At 38.9% G+C, this 18,802-nt stretch carries 15 protein-coding genes, 1 tRNA gene and 1 pseudogene; 8 read left to right on the top strand and 9 right to left on the bottom strand.

All coding sequences use genetic code 11. The annotated features are described in order from the left end of the window. Positions 1–3: 3 nt before the first annotated feature. Complete coding sequence (locus AC2CZC_RS13510) at positions 4–1,383, bottom strand: fibrinogen-like YCDxxxxGGGW domain-containing protein (RefSeq protein ID WP_484582170.1); 1,380 nt, start codon at positions 1,381–1,383, stop codon at positions 4–6. A 328-nt stretch (positions 1,384–1,711) separates the two neighbouring features. Between AC2CZC_RS13510 and AC2CZC_RS13505 the strand changes: the two genes are divergently transcribed. Next, positions 1,712–1,788 (top strand) — tRNA-Pro (locus tag AC2CZC_RS13505). Between the two features lie 74 nt (positions 1,789–1,862). On the opposite strand, the gene AC2CZC_RS13500 is transcribed toward AC2CZC_RS13505, so the two are convergent. Continuing rightward, positions 1,863–2,120, bottom strand: coding sequence for a hypothetical protein (locus tag AC2CZC_RS13500; RefSeq protein WP_484582169.1), 258 nt, complete (start codon positions 2,118–2,120; stop codon positions 1,863–1,865). 141 nt (positions 2,121–2,261) lie between these two features. Here AC2CZC_RS13500 and AC2CZC_RS13495 point away from each other — a divergent pair, with 141 nt between their 5' ends. The 4 genes and pseudogenes from AC2CZC_RS13495 (at position 2,262) to AC2CZC_RS13480 (ending at position 5,458) form a co-directional block, all read left to right on the top strand. Next, complete coding sequence (locus AC2CZC_RS13495) at positions 2,262–2,675, top strand: LexA family protein (protein WP_484582168.1); 414 nt, start codon at positions 2,262–2,264, stop codon at positions 2,673–2,675. After that, positions 2,663–3,920, top strand: a pseudogene (locus tag AC2CZC_RS13490) (Y-family DNA polymerase). The gene AC2CZC_RS13495 and the pseudogene AC2CZC_RS13490 overlap by 13 nt, the downstream one beginning before the upstream one ends. Before the next feature lie 47 nt (positions 3,921–3,967). After that, positions 3,968–4,456, top strand: coding sequence for an XF1762 family protein (locus AC2CZC_RS13485; protein ID WP_484582167.1), 489 nt, complete (start codon positions 3,968–3,970; stop codon positions 4,454–4,456). Between the two features lie 6 nt (positions 4,457–4,462). Next, entirely contained in the window at positions 4,463–5,458 is a 996-nt protein-coding gene (locus AC2CZC_RS13480) for a hypothetical protein (protein WP_484582166.1), read from the top strand. Between the two features lie 327 nt (positions 5,459–5,785). On the opposite strand, the gene AC2CZC_RS13475 is transcribed toward AC2CZC_RS13480, so the two are convergent. Next, entirely contained in the window at positions 5,786–6,757 is a 972-nt protein-coding gene (locus AC2CZC_RS13475) for a transposase (RefSeq protein WP_484582165.1), read from the bottom strand. Positions 6,758–6,821: 64 nt separating this feature from the next. Between AC2CZC_RS13475 and AC2CZC_RS13470 the strand changes: the two genes are divergently transcribed. Next, a complete protein-coding gene (locus tag AC2CZC_RS13470) occupies positions 6,822–6,974 on the top strand; it encodes an integrase core domain-containing protein (protein WP_484582164.1) in 153 nt (50 codons plus the stop codon). 99 nt (positions 6,975–7,073) lie between these two features. Here the strand turns inward: AC2CZC_RS13470 and AC2CZC_RS13465 are convergent, their stop codons facing one another. The 4 genes from AC2CZC_RS13465 to AC2CZC_RS13450 form a co-directional block, all read right to left on the bottom strand. Next, the gene (locus tag AC2CZC_RS13465) at positions 7,074–9,047 is read right to left on the bottom strand and encodes an AAA family ATPase (protein WP_484582163.1); all 1,974 of its coding nucleotides are present in this window, start codon (positions 9,045–9,047) and stop codon (positions 7,074–7,076) included. Next, complete coding sequence (locus AC2CZC_RS13460) at positions 9,047–9,559, bottom strand: ABC-three component system middle component 4 (protein ID WP_484582162.1); 513 nt, start codon at positions 9,557–9,559, stop codon at positions 9,047–9,049. Before AC2CZC_RS13460 ends, AC2CZC_RS13465 begins: the two co-directional genes overlap by 1 nt. Continuing rightward, complete coding sequence (locus tag AC2CZC_RS13455; protein ID WP_484582161.1) at positions 9,556–10,785, bottom strand: ABC-three component system protein; 1,230 nt, start codon at positions 10,783–10,785, stop codon at positions 9,556–9,558. Before AC2CZC_RS13455 ends, AC2CZC_RS13460 begins: the two co-directional genes overlap by 4 nt. Positions 10,786–11,060: 275 nt before the next feature. After that, positions 11,061–12,032, bottom strand: coding sequence for a transposase (locus tag AC2CZC_RS13450; protein WP_484582160.1), 972 nt, complete (start codon positions 12,030–12,032; stop codon positions 11,061–11,063). 314 nt (positions 12,033–12,346) lie between these two features. Here AC2CZC_RS13450 and AC2CZC_RS13445 point away from each other — a divergent pair, with 314 nt between their 5' ends. Together AC2CZC_RS13445 and AC2CZC_RS13440 are read left to right on the top strand one after the other, a co-directional pair. Then, entirely contained in the window at positions 12,347–13,066 is a 720-nt protein-coding gene (locus tag AC2CZC_RS13445; RefSeq protein ID WP_484582159.1) for a glycosyltransferase family 2 protein, read from the top strand. Between the two features lie 480 nt (positions 13,067–13,546). Then, on the top strand, positions 13,547–14,308 hold the full coding sequence (locus AC2CZC_RS13440; protein WP_484582158.1) for a hypothetical protein: 762 nt from the start codon (positions 13,547–13,549) through the stop codon (positions 14,306–14,308). 402 nt (positions 14,309–14,710) lie between these two features. Here AC2CZC_RS13440 and AC2CZC_RS13435 read toward each other — a convergent pair whose 3' ends face one another. Together AC2CZC_RS13435 and AC2CZC_RS13430 are read right to left on the bottom strand one after the other, a co-directional pair. Beyond that, positions 14,711–16,750 carry a choice-of-anchor X domain-containing protein gene (locus tag AC2CZC_RS13435; protein ID WP_484582157.1) on the bottom strand — a complete coding sequence of 680 codons (2,040 nt, stop codon included), beginning with the start codon at positions 16,748–16,750 and terminating at the stop codon, positions 14,711–14,713. A 13-nt stretch (positions 16,751–16,763) separates the two neighbouring features. Beyond that, a complete protein-coding gene (locus tag AC2CZC_RS13430) occupies positions 16,764–18,329 on the bottom strand; it encodes an esterase/lipase family protein (protein WP_484582156.1) in 1,566 nt (521 codons plus the stop codon). Between the last annotated feature and the right edge of the window lie 473 nt (positions 18,330–18,802).

Genomic DNA, 18,802 nt, shown 5'->3' with positions numbered 1-18,802 from the left:
ATTTTATCTTACAAAGATGTATGTTGTGCCACCGACTATTTTCGAACCAATATTGGTCGATTTAAAGTACGTCCCACCATAAATATTCGCATAGTTAAGCATGGAGAAATTACCACCTTTGCCATCACATACCCCATCTTCAAACCAATAAAGTCTGAATATGCTTTCCCCTGTTAAACCGTGATTTAAACCAAGCGTGTCTTGCAGTGGAATACAGTTTGCGCTTTCAAATTTAGAGATATCAGCAATGCCGTAATAGCCTGCATCACGCATAGTCAGCATCATTTCTTGGCTATTATTCTTGAAATGGAACCACTGAGGATCAGTCAAATGGAAATTATCCACAAACGAAGTGATATTTTGCGTCTCAGTATAATGTGACGCGTAATTGTTTGCGCTGCTGTACTCTTTACCCGGCACATAACGAATGGCCATTAATGTCCAGCCGCCACCTTGATTTTCCATATCACAGAAAGTAGTAAATTCAGCCAGACCGCCTACCCCGTCAGGATCCAACGTATAATAACCAGACAATGCATCTGGGTTTTTCTCTAGGATCATTTTACAGCTTGTGCTACCTGACGCCGGTTGAATATTTTTGTTTGCACGAATAGTTACCGTATCACCACCAGTAGTCGTAATATCTTGAGCAAATAAATGACCGTCGATATCTAGCATGTTGATCACTTCATGCATATGAGTGAGTTCAGCATCTTTTGACTGTTCTTCTTGTAAAAACAGCTCATGGTTTTCAAACTTAATTGTCTGCTCGTTAACTTTAGCTTGGTTTAAGTTGTAAGTTTGTCCTGAGTCCAACTGACCCGTTTTGTTAGGCGCATACACAGCCAAATAAGCAACTTTTTGTGAAACCCGAGTATTTCCAGTTGTTTGTAATTCTTGATATTGAATTTTAGCGTTAAAACCGATCTGGTTAACATTATTGGCTCTGGCAACGTATGCAAAACCACTGTTATCTGATTGCGGACTTAGAAATAAATAGGGTACTTGATCATACTGCTGAGAAAATTCAAACGTTTGGCTAGCAATACTCATATCAAGTACGCCCACTTCCCAGATTGACCCATCGGCCATAGTGTGGATACCAGCCCCTAATGTAAGCGTCGAGATGGTTTCGTTGGTATGCGTACCATCTAAATACTCCCACTCTTTATAACTTAAGCCAAACGAGCCGTCAGGGTTCTTTTTCAGTGAAACAGCACCTGGATCTGCATGTAAATTGCTGGCAACACCTGTTACAACCACCTCATGAGATGTTGCTGGCACCAGCACACCATTATGGCTGACTGTATTTTCAACCAAAACAACAGCGTTTGCAGAACTTGCAGCAAATACTGCAGCTGACAATAGAGCGAGTTTAAACATTTACTTTTCCTTATGTTTTACTAGGTATGAGGTCGCATCATTGCAACCATCGCGATTATGCTAACAAACCACGTCCCTATTTGATATACGAAAAAGTTATTTTATTAAGTTAAATCAATATATTAATAATATAATATTTAAAAAATGCGATACAGTTAAAGTACTGATAAATACGACAAACGCTAAGCAAAAAACACCTAATTAGCCTAATTTAACAGGGTAAAACGCAGCACTCAGCATGCAAAAACTGCTTTATGACCATTTAATGTCCAAACAAACCAATTAGTTATTGCCTTTTAAAATAAAATCATTATAGTGACAACCAAGTCGGCATATAGCGCAGCTTGGTAGCGCACTGTCATGGGGTGTCAGGGGTCGCAGGTTCAAATCCTGCTATGCCGACCAGCTTTCCTCTCCCTATTCAATTACTTACCCCACTTTTATTCATTAATTTTTTACCCGTCAACCTTATACAGTAGTTAGAGACGACAGTTAAACCACTTCATGATTTTTGTGAATACTTCATCGCTAATGTTCTCCCCATTACCATTTGCTAGATATAAAAATGTAGTTACGCTAAGTTTAAGATCTCTGAAAAGCTCGTTTCCATATCCTTCTAAGTCCTCTCGATTAATTAACCTTGCTGATTCATCCATTGCACAGCCCTTCAAAACAGCTAGCCTTACTCTGGTTGCACGATCTAAGTCTCCACCAAGAATTACATATGACATTGCCATTTTTTTCTCCTCAGTTTAAAAGGCCAACTTAGCGCTAGATTAAAGCTCGGAGAACCCCTCTAACACGAAATAATTAACTTTATTGCACTTAGTAGAACTCAATATTATACTGTGCATATATACAGTATCTATTTTTGCTATATGAAAGTTATCCCAATTAAAGCGCAAGCCGGTATTACAGGCTTTGAATCACCAGCCTCTGAGTACAAAGAATTAGGCTTATCTCTAGATCAATTAATAATTAGCCATCCAAACGCTACATTCATCGGCCTTGCTGCAGGTGACTCCATGCAAGGCATAGGAATATTTGACGGGGACGTTTTAATTGTTGACCGCTCTGTAGAGCCCAAAAACTTTGATGTGATCGTTGCAAACTACAATAGTGAATTTGTGTGTAAAATAATTGATATGCAAAGCAAGAAACTACTCTCGGCTTCCCACTTATTTGCGCCAGTCTCAATTCACGAAGCGGATACATTTCAATTGGAAGGCGTTGTGATTAGCGCAGTTCGTCTGTTCAAGAAGAATATAGAGCTTTCAAAATGTATGCGTTAGTTGATGCCACTTCATTTTACGCTTCTGCAGAGAAAGTATTTGACCCCACTATTAGAAATAAACCTGTTGTTGTGCTTTCAAACAACGATGGTTGTATTGTTGCAGCTTCGCCCGAAGCTAAAAAGCTTGGTGTGCCAAAATTTGAGCCCTACTTCAAACTTAAACATCATCTCGAAAAAGCTGGTGTAGTGATCCGATCATCTAATTATGAGCTGTACGCAGACCTTTCAGACAAGATGATGAACACCATCAATCAATTTAGTGATCAACATTATGTATATTCAATCGATGAGGCTTTTCTAAAATTTGATGGGTATTCGTCAATAGTTGATAGCTGGTATGAGTACGGCCAATTGATCCGCCGATCTGTTTGGCGGAAGACCAAGCTCCCTGTAGGTGTCGGCTTTGGGCCAAGACCAACCCTTGCAAAAGCTGCAAATCATGCGGCTAAAAAGTTCCATGGTGCGTCTGGCGTTGCCGTAATTCACGATGAAGCGTTCTCGTAAAGAAATATTAGCTAGAATGGATTTAGGCAATGCCTGGGGCGTGGGTCGCCGCCTCACTAAAAAACTCTCACTTATGGGAATCAATACAGCCCTAGACCTCGCAAACCAAAACCCAAAGTATATACGTAAGCAGTTCAGTGTCGTATTAGAGCGAACTGTGGAAGAGCTCAATGGCAATACCTGCTTATCATGGGATGACGTTAAACAGAGGAAAAAAGAGATATATAGCACTCGCAGCTTTGGAGAGCGCGTAACGAATCCTGCAGCACTAAAGGCCGCGCTAGCAACTCATTGCTCAATAGTCACCAAAAAGCTCAGACAGCAGAGCTCACTGGCGAAACGCATCGTTATTTTTGCACATTCCTCCCCGCATGAAGACCTTTACTATAAAAAGTCCTTCATTCAATCTCTTCCTGTTGCATCGTGTGATAGCACCGTATTTGCAGAGGCCGTCAGTAATGTGTTTGATGAACTGTTTAAACCAGGTGTACGCTATTACAAAGCAGGTATCGGAGCGATTGAACTAGAAGATGACAACTTTCAGCAGACTGATATGTTTAGCCAGTCACAAGACAACCCAGAGCTTATGAATATATTGGACCAAATCAACAAAAGATATGGCGTCACTGCCGCTAGGTTGGGCAGTGAAGTACAAAATAGTGATTGGGCTATGAAGCGAGAGTTTTTATCTCCTAAATACACAACTCAATGGAGAGATATACCAAAAATAAAATGCTAGTATAAGTAGTCTAATGATTTTCTAAAAATAATCAAAAGGAGCTATGATTGGCCAAATCATTATCATCTAAGCCAATAACAATAAAAGAAGCAAATCTATTTATAAAATCATTCCATCGACATCATAGACCGACTATTAGGAATAGTGGAAAGTGGGCTCTGGCCGCAGTAGATCGAAATGATGAAATTGTAGGTGTTGTGATTGCTGGTAACCCAGTGTCACCAAATTATATGGATGGTTATACAATTGAACTCACTCGGCTTTGTGTATTAGAAAGTGCTCCAAAAGGCACTTGTAGCTTTCTTTTGAGCAAATGCTGCAAAATTTGGCGTACTATGGGAGGTAGAAAGTTATTGACCTATACACTAGATAGTGAATCTGGAGCGTCATTGAAAGGAGCTGGTTGGTCTCTCGCTGCTACTGTTATGCCACACAATCGCTGGGTTCAAAGATCTAAGGTTGACGGAATTAAAAGGGACCATCTTCAAATCTATGAAGTTAAAAAAAACCGGTGGGAAATGAAAGTAACGGAGTAGTTATAAATGAATTCAATACTATGTGCCTTCAGCTCTGATAGAAGAGAAATATATAAAGCAGATATTTATAGAGTTTTAGCCTTACCTGCAGGTCACATCATTCACTTCAGATACGATCAGGAATATGTTGCAAGCGACATAAAAAACAATAGTGAAAAATATAAAGAAGAAAAAGTAGCAATTTTTTTCACTTCTGGAAATAAAGTAAGCGGTCCAAAAGGTGGTATGAAAAGCCACTCTATACGCTGGGCAAAATTAATGAACACTGAGCTTAGCAGTGAGACTGGTGTTTTTCATGCTTATTTAAAATTGGAGGGTTTTTGTGATATAGATTTGATGAGTGAAATTGATTCATCATCTATTTTTTTTGGTCACCGCTCAGTAAATGTTAATAATGTCAATGCAAGTTGGAAAACCAGAGTAGAGCTAATACACAGTCACTTTCAAGATATGATTTTCTTTAACTTGAAAAACATTAAAAAAGGAAAAGATGAAGTTAAGATAAAATATACAAATAATTATAAATTCTGCCATTATGGTTTAAACCATGGTCAAAAGTATAGCCTCGAAATGGCGGTTGCTAACCCTAGTCACAATACTGGAAAAATCGAAGTATCTGATAGCAGTGAAGAAATTATAATCAACTGCATAAATCCACTTGAAACAACAACTAGGTTTGACGATTTTGATATACCTTTCCTAATTAAATCACTTCAACTTTACGAGCAATCTTCACTTCTTCAATTTAAACCAATAAATTCGAGCGGAGATAATGATAAACACTTTGGTGAGTACACTACAAACATCGAACTATCCTTAAAGCTAAATTTATTAAGGCCAGCTTTTTTTGGCTTAGCAAGCACGGTAGCAATGTGGGCATTCTTATTAGTTAGACCAGTATCAATAAAAGCGGAATGGCCAGAATGGCCAATTATAGTTTTTGCAACACTGGCATTTTTTATATCGACCGCAGCGTTATTTAGATGGTTTGACAAGAAGTAGTAGAAACACCAATTAACTTATTATTATAGGGTGTGGTTAATTATAACCATTTATAGAAAAGTTAAAATATATATGGTTGTAGCATCACATCCGTAAAAAACAATCATAGCAGTATTTAAAAATAAGATACCTGATACCCACATTAATTTATACCACAACTACACCTGAACATGTTTCAAAGCAGAAACACACCGCTAAAAATTGCCACATTCAGTTTTATCATCTGATTAATCACTGAAATTTATAACTTTTTTTGATTTCAGACATGACTGACCACATAGCTTTTACAAGCTACATTGAAGTTGGAATGTTAGGATGTCTTAAAGGTTATGCGAGCAATTCACTGCATTGCGTCAAGTTGCTTCGTCGTTTTAGCTTTAAGTGCTCACAGTATTTTTGCTTGGCATCGGGCCTACCCACTGAGCCTTTAAACACCTTGGTAAATTTAGTAGTTAACTTTAACCAATTCTCTGGCTGGATGTTAAGTCTTGCTAAAATGGGTTGAGCGTCTGTGATAAACCCGCGCTTATCTTCGCGCAGACACCGACCTGTTAAATCAACAAGCTCTACATAATATTTGAATTCAAATGGTAGCCCTTTTGGCATGTGTTTTCTTGGGTTACCTACAAAACGCAGTAAAGACGTGGGTTGTTTACCCGCTTTTGCTGTTTCAATACGCTTTTTAATGCTGGTATGGTCTGACTCTTCTGGGGTTTCAGCCATTTTAGCTCTGACTGGATTCAAGTCCACATACGCTAAACATGCTGCTAAAGCCGCTTCATCTAACAAGGCTTGTGATTTAAATCGCCCTTCCCAAAAACGGCCTGTGCAACCATCCTCCTTATTGGCTTTACGCGCGATATCTTCGTTAAGCGTTCGCATAAACCAGCTGATATCCGCTAGGCGTTTTCTGTATTCATCTATCAACTCTGACAGTAAATAACGCTCTGAAGTGGTTAGCGACTCGCCATTGACAAACTTATGAGTCAGCCAAGTTCCTTTAAACTGTTTATGCCAGCGAATAAGAATGGCTTTATCATTTAGTCGTTTTGCTTTTTTATCATCAACATGCAGAACAATATGCGTATGGTTACTCATCACCGCATAAGCACAAACATCAATGCAAAACACCTTAGCAAGTTGCAATAACTTCTCTTCAACCCACCCTCTTCTATGCTCAAATGACTTACCCGTTGCTTTATCTTCTCCGCATAAAAACGCCCGTCTTACGCAGCGTGATATACAGTGATAGTACTTGGTATCCACCAAACTAACCTGTCTCTTCCTTGCTAATGCCATAATCCATACTTTACCATTCAATAAAGCATAGACGGCTTCTTACACTATTCCCAAATTAAGATGGGTGTCATGTTTATTTTCATTGGATTTATATCTGTTTGAATCACTTCAGCAAGTTCGTGACATTACAGATGAATGCTTAGATATTTATAATTATGAACGGCCTCACGATGCACTAGGAGATCAAACTCCAATGAGCTATCTTAAGGCAGCATAATTCTACTAATGAACTGTACTAAAGCTGAGGTTTCGAGACCCACAATTAAATGTAGTTGAGGTGTAACTAGTTGGAACACCTCAGTTAAATCATTTAAGCTTAACTATCTGCATCATCTATAAACCCTACAGGAAGACCGTTTAATCGCTCTGAGCTATAGTGTGCAACTATATGTCCTTGGAGATCTTTTACAATGTGATCTGGTACATCATTATCCACCAATATAAACTGACACACTCTATTTTTTTCTTCATATTTTTCAGCTAAATCAAGAATAAAATCATATATATTTTTATATTTCGCAGGGTCAGACACTGCTTCGCTAATATCAGCTCCATAGTTACTAACTTCTATATAATTTTGCTCCTTCGTCTTGCCTAAATATTTACCAACTGTATCGATCATGAGAAACGATGGATAATTTATTGAAGACTTTAACGCAGCTTCCATCAAAGAGCATAAATAGCCAATACCAACTATTGTCCTCAAGCCACCTGATGTAATATCTGAATATTCAATATCTCTAACTTTAGGGTAAAAAGACTTTTCGTCAAAACAGATACCCTTTGGAGATTTAATCCGAATAAAATTAAGATAAGTTTTTAAAGTGTCAGCTAAGCCTTCTAGAACTTCATTCATTGTCGGCGTGTGCTTTCGTAATTCCTCAAGCTGCTTTTGCAAAGCTTCAATACTTATCTCCAAAGACTCTTTACTTTTAGATAGATTATTGTGTTTATTCCTTATCTTGAGCCTAGAAACTAACTCCTTTCTTCTTTGCTTAAGTTCACCAAGCTTACTAACAAATAAGTCTCTTTCTGCTACTTTCGGCGATGTTAAAGTATTATTCTCTTGTAACTTTTGAGCCTCAACTTCAGATGCCTCAATTTGCTTTAGCTTTGCTTGGCTTTTTTCCCAATCACATTTTGCATTGTTAGCAATAGTCTCTGTTTCTTTTACCCTTCTCTTAAGAATATTTATTTCACTAGCTATTCTTTCTTGTTCAGTAATCTCAAATTTTTCTTTCGCAGCCGAGACTTCTAGAGTGTTATCACACACAGGGCAAAGCTCTATCGCGGTATCAACTTCCCCAATAACTTGTTTGGCAGAGATTGAAGCTTTGTATTTGTTAATGTCATTTAAATAATCATTTTTAAGCCGCGTAAATCGCTCAATTTTTAACTGCTTGTCTTGCAAATCCTCAATAACAGCCCTTCGCTCTACAGCAAGATTGGAAAGCTCTAATTTTATGGCCTGATAAATTTCAGGGTCTTCGGCTTGGGCTTGATTTAGCTTCATAATTTGTTTTTCAATTTTTGAAATTTCACTATCTACCAAATCAATCTCATCATCCAATCCCGTCAAAGTACCAAACTCAGACTCTCGCAAAAACGTAGAGACAGTTTTAAAGGTTTTATCTAGTTTGTTCCTTTCATTTACCTTATCAGATATGAGACCTTCTAAATTACTTACATTGCTATCAAGTGCATTGAATATATATTTAAAGACTTCTTTATTTTTAGTTTGTAAAGCCCAATTATCAGACTTAAGAAACTTCTCACTTCCTAAAACATCTTGGTTAATATAGCTGTACTTGAACAAGTCTCTAAAACTTAATCGTACCTGCTTAGAAGAGACCTTAGTTGGAGCTTCTTTCAGTTTAATTTTACTTAAATTCAAGGAATCTAAAAGGAAGTCAGAAAAGAAGCCAGCATCAGGAAAAGCACTGTTCTGCTGGAAGCTTGGTAGATAATGCGTAACCGCATGTTCACCAATTTTTTCAAAAGAACAGGGGTAAACCTCTATTATCCGATTAGGGTCAAATAGATCACGCTTGATAGTGTATCGGTCGTCATTCAAAGTTACATCTAGCGCCGCATACCTGGCTGCTGATTCTATTTCTGGATATGATTTAAATTTCTTACCACCTAATAGGTAGTCTATTAAGTTAAGTATGCTAGATTTCCCTGTAGCTGAGTCACCATAAATAATATTCACACCAGGATTAAAGTTAATTGCATAGTTTTTGTTTCTTCCAACAACTATCAATTGATTAATTAAGATATTACTAGCCATTAAAAAGCATCCATTCTCATTATTTGTCCAAGAGCTGTATTTAACTTACTTTGAGTGATACTCAATGTGGATTGCAACCTTTTACAATTCAACTTTATTTCAGAGTAATACTCCCCCTCCAATGAATCCGCGAACTGAGAGCCACTATTAGTTAGTTTGTAAAGAAAACCGTCATTCTTTTTGTACTCTACTTCAATAATTTCTTTAGCAATAAGAATTGTTAGTAGTGATTTAAGATTCTCTCTATCAAACAGAGTATCGATGTTTGGCGAAATAGAAGCAATAGAATATATATCTTTATCACTCAGCAAAATATTGCCTTGCCCTAATATATTCATGACATTATTCAGCTTAACCGGATTACTTACCAAAAAATGGTAACTATGCAGACGTTCATTATTTAACTTCAATGTCCCGCGCTTGGTTTTACTAAGGAAACGAATAATTAAAATTATAACTCCTAGATTTAAATGCAAATCTTCATCTGGATTTAGAAATGGAAGCTTCATCATGGATGCCCCACATCTTTAATTAAGCTCTGTTTTTCAGTCCACCATATATCAAGTTTTTCATCATTAGCCATCTGATGTAGCATACCTTTTTTATGATAGACTCTGAGCGCAGGGATAAAGCTTTTCAGCAAAGCGGAGTCCTGTTCAGTGATCCTTTTATGTACTTCAGACAGTAGCTTACCCGAATTTATGTTGTCATCTGAGAGGTATTCATCATAGCAATCCTTGTAAAGTTGGCGTATATTTTCAACTAACTCTTCAAGGTGCTTTTTGTCATATTTAGAGCTAAGCAACTTTCTCATATACTCAGCATTAAAAAACAATTCCTTTGCATTGCTTCGAGACTGCTCTGCAATATCTGCAACAATCATTTTTAAAACAAAAATTTCCTCTTCATATTGCTGATGATCGGACAGCACTTGACGACCCGCATCATATAATTGGGTATGTTTATACTCATCTAGAATAAAGCTCCTCACAACTTCACAAACCATTGATAAGGCACTTTCAGGTTTCGAAATTGAATTATGATCGTGAGGAACCCCAACTATGTCTTTCTTAATCTTGTCTGTTGCTACCGCACTGTCTTTAGTGACAATTTCGTCATATGAACCATATAAATATTTAGTTGTCGGCTTTTCATCCAAATTAACCCAAGATTGATTTAAAGAAATAATGAATTTTTGGACAGGATTTAAGTTTTCTATCTGAAGGTTGCTACTTATTAATTTTCCAAAAACGGTAAGCTCCGCCCCGTGATGAGGAACGGCCAGTGATATGAATAGTTTCACTCTCGAAGAGCCATTATTAATGATATCTTTAACAACGTAGTTTTTCGTTATCAGCCCTCCCATACTGTGGGCAACAATATATATGTTGTCATATTGTTTTAAAGGAAACCTGATAGTAGTAGAGAAGTTTTCAGTTAATTCATCTATATCAAGGTTTTTTTCTTTCTTATGCGTCAACCCTCGAATCATCGCTTTTAAACGACGAAACTTTTCTTTGGTGTCAGCAAATAGGTTGAATAATGTAGAAAAATAACTATATGACGCGACATCAAAATTTGCTTTAATATCGCTATCCTCTAACAATAATGAAGCAAATGATTTTCCATTTTTATTTGTCCAAGTTTTTTCTGCATCACCTGTAAAACCATGCACAAATAAAATTAAGTTTTTGCACGACTCTTTTGACTCATGAAAGATAAAGCTCTCATCTTGCATATACAACTCCCTCTCTTAAGATCCTTTAATTTTTTTCCAATTAAACATTTAAGTCAATTAGAAAAATCATAAGGCACCTGACACCCATATTAATTTATACCACAACTACACCTGAACATTTTTCAAAGCAGAAACACACCGCTAAAAATTGCTACATTCAGTTTTATCGTCTGATTAATTGCTGAAATTTATAACTTTTTTTGGATTTCAGACATGACTGACCACATAGCTTTTACAAGCTACATTGAAGTTGGAATGTTAGGACGTCTTAAAGGTTAAGCAAGCAATTCACTGCATTGCGTCAAATTGCTTCGTCGCTTTAATTTTAAGTGCTCACAGTATTTTTTCTTGGCATCGGGACTACCTACTGACCCCTTGAACACCTTGGTAAATCTGGTAGTAAGCTTTAGCCAATTCTCAGGCTGTATATTAAGCCTTGCTAAAATTGGTTGTGAGTCGTTAATAAATCCGCGTTTATCTTCGCGCATACAACGCCCTGTTAAATCGACAAGCTCAACATAATATTTAAATTCAAAAGGTAATCCTTTTGGCATGTTTTTTCTTGGATTGCCTACAAATCGCATGAGTGACTTAGGCTGTTTACCTACTTTTGCTGTATCAATACGTTTTTTGATACTGGTGTGGTCTGACTCTTCTGGTGTCTTTGCCATTTTTGCTCTGACCGGGTTCAAATCAACATACGCTAAACACGCTGCCAACGCAGCTTCATCTAACAAGGCTTGTGATTTAAAACGACCTTCCCAAAAACGACCCGTGCAACCGTCTTCTTTATTGGCTTTACGCGCAATATCTTCGTTGAGCGTTCGCATAAACCAGCTGATATCAGCCAGACGCTTTCTATATTCGTCTATCAGCTCTGACAACAAACAACACTCTGAATTGCTCAGTGACTCACCACTGACAAACTTATGAGTCAGCCAAGTCCCTTTAAATTGTTTATGCCAACGAATAAGAATGGCTTTATCATTTAGCCGTTTTGCTTTTTTATCATCTACATATAAAACAATATGCGTATGGTTACTCATCACCGCATAAGCACATACATCTATACAAAACACCTTGGCTAGCTGCAATAACTTCTCTTCAACCCACCCTCTTCGGTGTTCATATGACTTACCTGTTACCTCATCTTCTCCACACAAAAACGCGCGCCTTACGCATCGTGATATGCAGTGATAGTACTTGGTATCTACCAAGCTAACTTGCCTCTTCCTTGCAATTGCCATTAAAAAAGCCATCCATACTTTAACATTCATTAAAGCATAGACGGCTTCTTAAGCTAACCCAAGATTAGAGTGGGTGTCAGCCTTACATGGAGACTGCTTATTGAGCTATCCCAAGATTTGAGTTGGTGCCAGCTATATAGCTAATTTGGCTTGCCTGCTAAGTATTAAGAAGCAATTAATTTGACCCCTTTGCTTTTTCTTAAGCTATGCAAGCTGTGGTTTACAGCATTACCTAGAATTTTTCGACTCTACAATTGCGTCCCTTATACGGTGGTGCTATGAATAATTGATTACTATTTAACAGGTGTTACAAAATGAAGGTTAGCGTAGTTGTTCCGGCTCATAACGAAGAAAAATATATTGGTCGATGCCTAAAATCAATCCGAACTCAATTGATACCGAGTGATCTGCAAGTCGACATCATCGTTGTTTTGAACAGATGTACTGATAAAACACAGGAAGTAGCTGAGATATACGGCGCTAAGGTAGTTAACAATGATTCAAAAAATCTGTCATCAATCAGAAATACCGGCGTTTCGCACGCAAAAACTGAATGGGTTGTCACCATAGATGCTGATAGTTGGATGTCTGATGGCGTTTTAGCTGAAATATATAGGCATGCAAAACGTTCAAACGTGTTGGGTGGAGGAATACGGATTAAACCCGAAAGACTATCTCCTGGTATTGCCGTTGGGTATAGCATGATGCTCGTCCCTGCATTTTTCCTTGGGCTATCTTTTGGCATGTATTGGTTCAAAAAATCTGATTTTGACGCAATCGGCGGATTCGATGAAAAACGCCATATTGCGGAAGACGTCGACTTTATGCGCAGACTAAAGTCCCATGGTCGTAAATCAGGCAGGCAACATACAATAATTACCTCTGAGTCTGTAATAACATCTTGCAGAAAGTTTGACGAATTTGGAGATTGGCATTTTGTTCGTATTTTCGCGAATCCATGTCAGGTTCGAAGAGCCATGCTTGGAAAAGATCGCGAGTATCTGGATAAAAACTGGTACGATGTTGATCGCTAGCGGCTTTGTAAGTTAGCTGAATATGGACTCACAAGGCAGTATTAGTGATACGACTAACTTCTGAAACAAGTTATTTTTTAGGCATAATTGATAAACCAGAAGAATCTGTGATAAATCCGCGTTTATCTGTGCTAACTTATCGCTTCCTTGCAATTACCACTAAGAAAAGCAATCCATATTTTAGCGATCATTAAAGCATAGGTAGTTTCTTAAACTAGCCCAAAATTTGGCTGGCTGTCATGTTTATTCCTCCTTTTTCTTTTTATTACATTGTTGAACTTCCACCAATCTCCCGAGAGGATCGCTTTTTAATGCTTATAGTGCCAAAAACAGCCGATATGTGACTATTTCAATCTTAAATAATCAGTCGGCCATAAGAGCTCTCCTCTAACTTAATTAAAATAACTATAAAATACTGTTAAATTTATTCTCTTTGTAACCGATATAGTAAGAACAAAATCGTGTAATAAGGATTATGACATGAAGATTGACGCAAATGCGGGGCCACGCCTGCATGCAAAAAATAATCAAGTTAGTGATGAAATAAGAGATCTCGCCCCAAGCAGTCAAGAGGGCCTCAAAGTAGATCCAACCAAACAATTTATAAATTCAGAACCGACACACCCTGCTGAGCAAATGAGAGCTAAGTCTGATAATGGAAAGCTGACAGTGATCACGTATAAGGCTAACGGCAAACTCGATCTACCTCCCAGATACGAAGAGCACCGTGAATTACTTGAACGTGTCATTATCTCCACCAGCAAGCTGTATTTGCACGAAACCCCAGCCGCAGCGAACAGAATCGCAGAAGAATATGAAAAAGTGTCTGCAGATTTATATGAACAACACCCACAACTTAAGCATAAAAGCTGGGGCTTTTCAGTTGATGAAACAGGCAAACTGGTTGCTACAGGCCACTTGAGCCAAGCAGACAAGCAACTTGTTGAAGAGGCTTTGAATAGCAATGACGAACTAGTCAGCGCCGCCAAGGACTTTAAAACCAGCTTTTTGGAAGGGCTGAAAATTGAGCGAGGCAGTGCCGGTACAAGTCAGTATTGGGGCAAATATGATGTGAACGAGGGCAACTTTGCGGAGATCATCGATTTTAAAGAGATGATCGAACAAGGTAGCAATGACGAGATCGAAAGGGAGAAAAGAGGCTATTTGCTCAACAAATGGGAGTGGACGATCAATATAGCCGACCAGTTACAAGCAAGAGCGGAACCTACTTTTGCTAAATAATTATAAGAATAAACTGTGGTACCTTACTCAATTTTGAGGCTGCCTTCTTAAACTGCTCCAAATTTGAGAGGGCGTCAGTCATATTGAATCATATTTATGCTAAGACATTATTAGTTTATGAAATTAAAAGACTTTTCTGACTCAGTTCTTCAAAAATAGTACTGGAAATAAACCTACGAATACAAATGAAACCTCTAGCAACTCTAAACTTATATCAACATGACCTGTCAAATTTAATACAGGTTAGAAGCGCTAAATATGAAACTAAATTGATATATTTTGGCTAGCACACGTAATAGCGACTAGATCAAAATTACCGTTCTTAAAAAGCGCAGCTTTATAAAATATAAACCTGCGCTTATATGCTTTTGCAATTAGAACAAATTGTTCACTAACCTATTATCAAGGTAGTTGAGCATATTTTACTTTAAGCTTCGCACTGGTAATCGTGGCAAAATAGCTTCGCTCATAAGGTGAAGCAGTTAAAATAATACCGTGATTATTATTTTCACCTTCCACCCATTTTTGTACTAATTGGCTTAGCTGTTCAGACTCTACGGCATAGCTATTATTAGCCATTGCAGTGGGGATCGAGCCTAAACGTTGATCCCAAGCAGGACACACATTAAAGCTTTGGCAAAAATCATCATAGCTCACCGCTTGACCATCTAGTGTACGCTTGTTTTGATTAAAAACTTCTATCGAATTAAATGGCGTCATTAGGCTGGACTCACCCACTTCGATGATCAGTTTCGCCTCCAAAACATGGCTACCTGAGATCTCTGGGCTGAAAGTTAATAATGTCTCATAGTCATAAGGAATTGAAGCACCTGACCGTAAGTAACCGCCCACTCTAGTATTATTAGAGGGTGTCACTGGTGATGTTTGCCAGTTGCTGCGCTCTAGTGCATATTGCAGTGCATCGAGAACCACCGTATACACAGGCATAAACTGCTCTTTTTTATACGCTCTGGTTTCACCCAATAAATTCAGCCTGGCGGATACTCTGCCCTTGGTAACCAGCAGTCCGACAAAGCGATATGGTCCATCCGCTTTAACAAGTGCCTTATTGCTTACATTAAACGTCACCTCATTATCACCCGCAGCTAAGTTTGCTGAAAATGTAATAAGGCCCAAATCTGTGTTATCTGCAGCAAAGGCTTTTAAAGACACTTGATAACGACCAGATTGCTTTACATACACAAGAAAGCTGACATCAATACCAGAGTAATATCCGTCAGCTAACACGGGGTCTTCGGTGATTTCAGGCATGATCTCTATATCATCTCGACATAAATCAGTATAAGAAGTCTCTGTCGATAAAGCATGATCAGGTAACAATGCAGCTAAATGAATACCCTCAGAGTCTACTTTATTCACCCAGAATTTAGTGAGCTGATATTGCGACGTTTTATTTAAATTGGCTTTAAGCTCATCCCGTGAATAACTTAAATTAATGACTGATGCACCTACTGGCAAAGACACATTTTTATTGCTGAGTAATTTGCGCTCACTGTCAGAAATATCTAGATTCACGACGTACTGACCCGCTTCCAGCACTTCTAAATTAACTTTTGCATTGATTGCTTCAACACAGCCTGTGCTGTCTAGCACTTTGTCATAGGTGATGTCATTAATATCAATAAAAGGGCTCTTCACATCAAGCATCATACCGTCTGTACGGCGAACAACTCCATTGCTGGTGTTAATATCAGCCACCACACTAACTTTATATTGACCGGGTTTACTGAGCAAAAAGTCAATACTGTAGATCCCATCCGCTTTTTGTCCGTCAGCTTCTTCCCCATTATCTTGCGCAGTCAAAACGGTGTTCAGGCCATCTGGGTCTGTTATGGTGAACTCGGGTGAAACGCCTGCGATCGGTAAGCCCTTATCTAAGATAATCACAGCTAAAGGTGCCACCTCGTCTACCAAGTACTCGGTGCGCGCAATGGCCATCCCAACTTGCAGGTTAGATCGCATAAATACCGTACTCATCACCACCGTATCATAGGTCGCGGTAGGAAAACGAACCACGGCTTGCCATTGGCCTGATTGCGGTTGCAGCTGCTCAGGGAGCAAGAAAATACCGCCGGGTAATGGATTCTCTGCATCTAGTTCCGCGCCTGCGATAAACTGCATTTTAGGATCATTGGCATCAACAACCAGGTTACCCTGTGGATCAAACAGTTGAACACTGGCTCCCTCTACAGGCACAACTAACTCGACCCGAAAACTCTGTGCGCCTTGTACGTCAAATTGCAATGTCGCGCTTTCATCTCCTGTTTTAATCGCCACTGACGGGGTAGTCGGCGAGTTTGCGACAATTTGTCCTTGAATACTTGCCCAAGCGGACGATGCCAAAAACATCACCACCAGCATTAAACCTTTAGCAACTATGTTATCTATCCAGTATTTAAACGTTTTAAATCTCTTTATCATCTTTCAAATCCTTTTATTTAAGATGTATTGTGTTGTTAACTATGCGAGTAATGTTTTGTGCATTTTTTAACGTTGAATGATTCGCCATTACATTGCCTATCGCTTGGCCATAGTTGGGGTTTGCACTGTTTAACGTCACAACAATATCATTGTTTTGCGGTTGAATAGATGAGGTCGCAGCATATTTCAAAATAGTGATGGTACGGCTCCGTTTCTTTGGCCGCGCAGGCAGTCTTTTAGTGACAATTTCTACTGTATGTGCAGAAGAAAAGTCTCTTAACACTCGCCATGCGCGCTCAGCACCATAGTGCGCTATACCGGGGAACAGCCCTGCGGACTCATTGGTAGTCAGATCGTTATCGCCATTTAAATCTGCATCAGCGCCAATGGTAAAGGTTTTACTGATATTACCACGCACCCCAGAGGCAATTGCTTGCAATGCTCGTTGGGTGGTTAAATCTCCAAGGCCCGGGTTTTGAGGTCCCTGTCCAAACGTCCACGTATTGACATATTTCGCGGCGTAACCGTTCGGATCATCGCCAATGTTTTGATACCGGTTAGCCGATGTTTTTTGAATGATGGATAGATCCGCAGCCACAGATCCCAAATGCGGAGTCGATAGTGTCGACAAACTTAAAATATCGAACGGAGGGGCGAGTGCTTGTAAAGCTTGACTATCCAAACCTCCTTTACTGTGCGCAATAATATGTACTTTATCGGCTTTAAGCGGCTCCAAAAAGTCGCGAATGTGGCCTTGTAACAATGCAGCATTACCCGCACTTGTCCCATTAGCAACTAAGCTAAATCTATCGTATAAAATACCTTGCTCGTCTAAATACGCCAGAACACCTGTTGCAGCATCTTCATCCCAAGTGGATGAGTCTGCGCTGATCCCGTGGGCAAGTACATACGGTGCTGCTACCTCAAATTCAATTGCCACCCAATCAACCGACATACACCAGTTGTCACCGGCATTAGCAATATCTATATCTATTTTTATTTCGTTGATTTGGCCAAATTTAATCTCTTCTATAGGGATAGAGATGACATCATCAGTCCATTGACTGTCCTGCCCAATTAAGGTTTTTTTAAAACGACCATTAAAATATAAGTCATCAACCTCAGGATTAACTCCAGGTATATTGGCACTACTGTCGATATCATACACAGGTAAGCTCAAGGTTGCCGTTGCCCCCAACATGCCATTGCCAACCAATTTACCTGGGTCTAATAAATAACCTTGGTTGTCTAGTACTGCACTGTTCACAACCTGAGGGACTTCGAGCTGAATAACAAGCGGACCACCACTGCTAAACGTGCACCCAGTGTCTAGGCCTTGACCTTGGTCAACGACATACACACCCAGCTTTTCTTCTGGAGGCGCGATTGGTGAAGAAGAGGTACTGACCGATAATACGTGGGGTAACTCACTATCTAGCTTATCCAATTGGTGTTGCTGTGCATCGGAGTGTCCTTCACCGCCCACAGAAGTAAAACTCACCCCAGCCAAAGCAAGGGCAAACAATCCATGTTTGGAGGCACTTTTTAAAAAATGCCCCGCCGTGTCTTTAAATTCCATATACGCATCCTTTTTTCCATATTTTACGTGTGCTTGTCTTTGCTGTAATTAACCAAATAGCGAGGTGATTTACTTCACGGCCTCTTACCAATAAATTCATAATTAGAAAGTTATATTCAACAGACTGAGCACGTAATGTTCCATCACTACTGTGATCAATTCAGTCATGCAAGCCGCGACATGCTCACACACCCAAACGAGGAACTCAAGTAAGCGGCACTACCCTGTTAGCTGAATAAACACCGTATCTATCGAGCTGAATTGGCACTTGCTATACCTAATAGATAAAAGTCTTATTTATCTTATAAATTGATTTATAAAAGAAAAGTACACATGGTCATGCCAATGGAGGCCCCACTTTACTTGCTCTTGTTAATTGCAAAGCTCTGGCTTAAAAATGAAACGTATAAGACTAAAGTTTGATGAAAAAGCGCTCATATTGAAAAGGTGAAAATATGTGGTGTAATTTCAAG

The organism is Pseudoalteromonas sp. MMG033, from assembly GCF_057197785.1.
The sequence above is the reverse complement of the archived record's forward strand: the minus strand, read 5'-3'. Positions and strand labels throughout refer to the sequence as shown.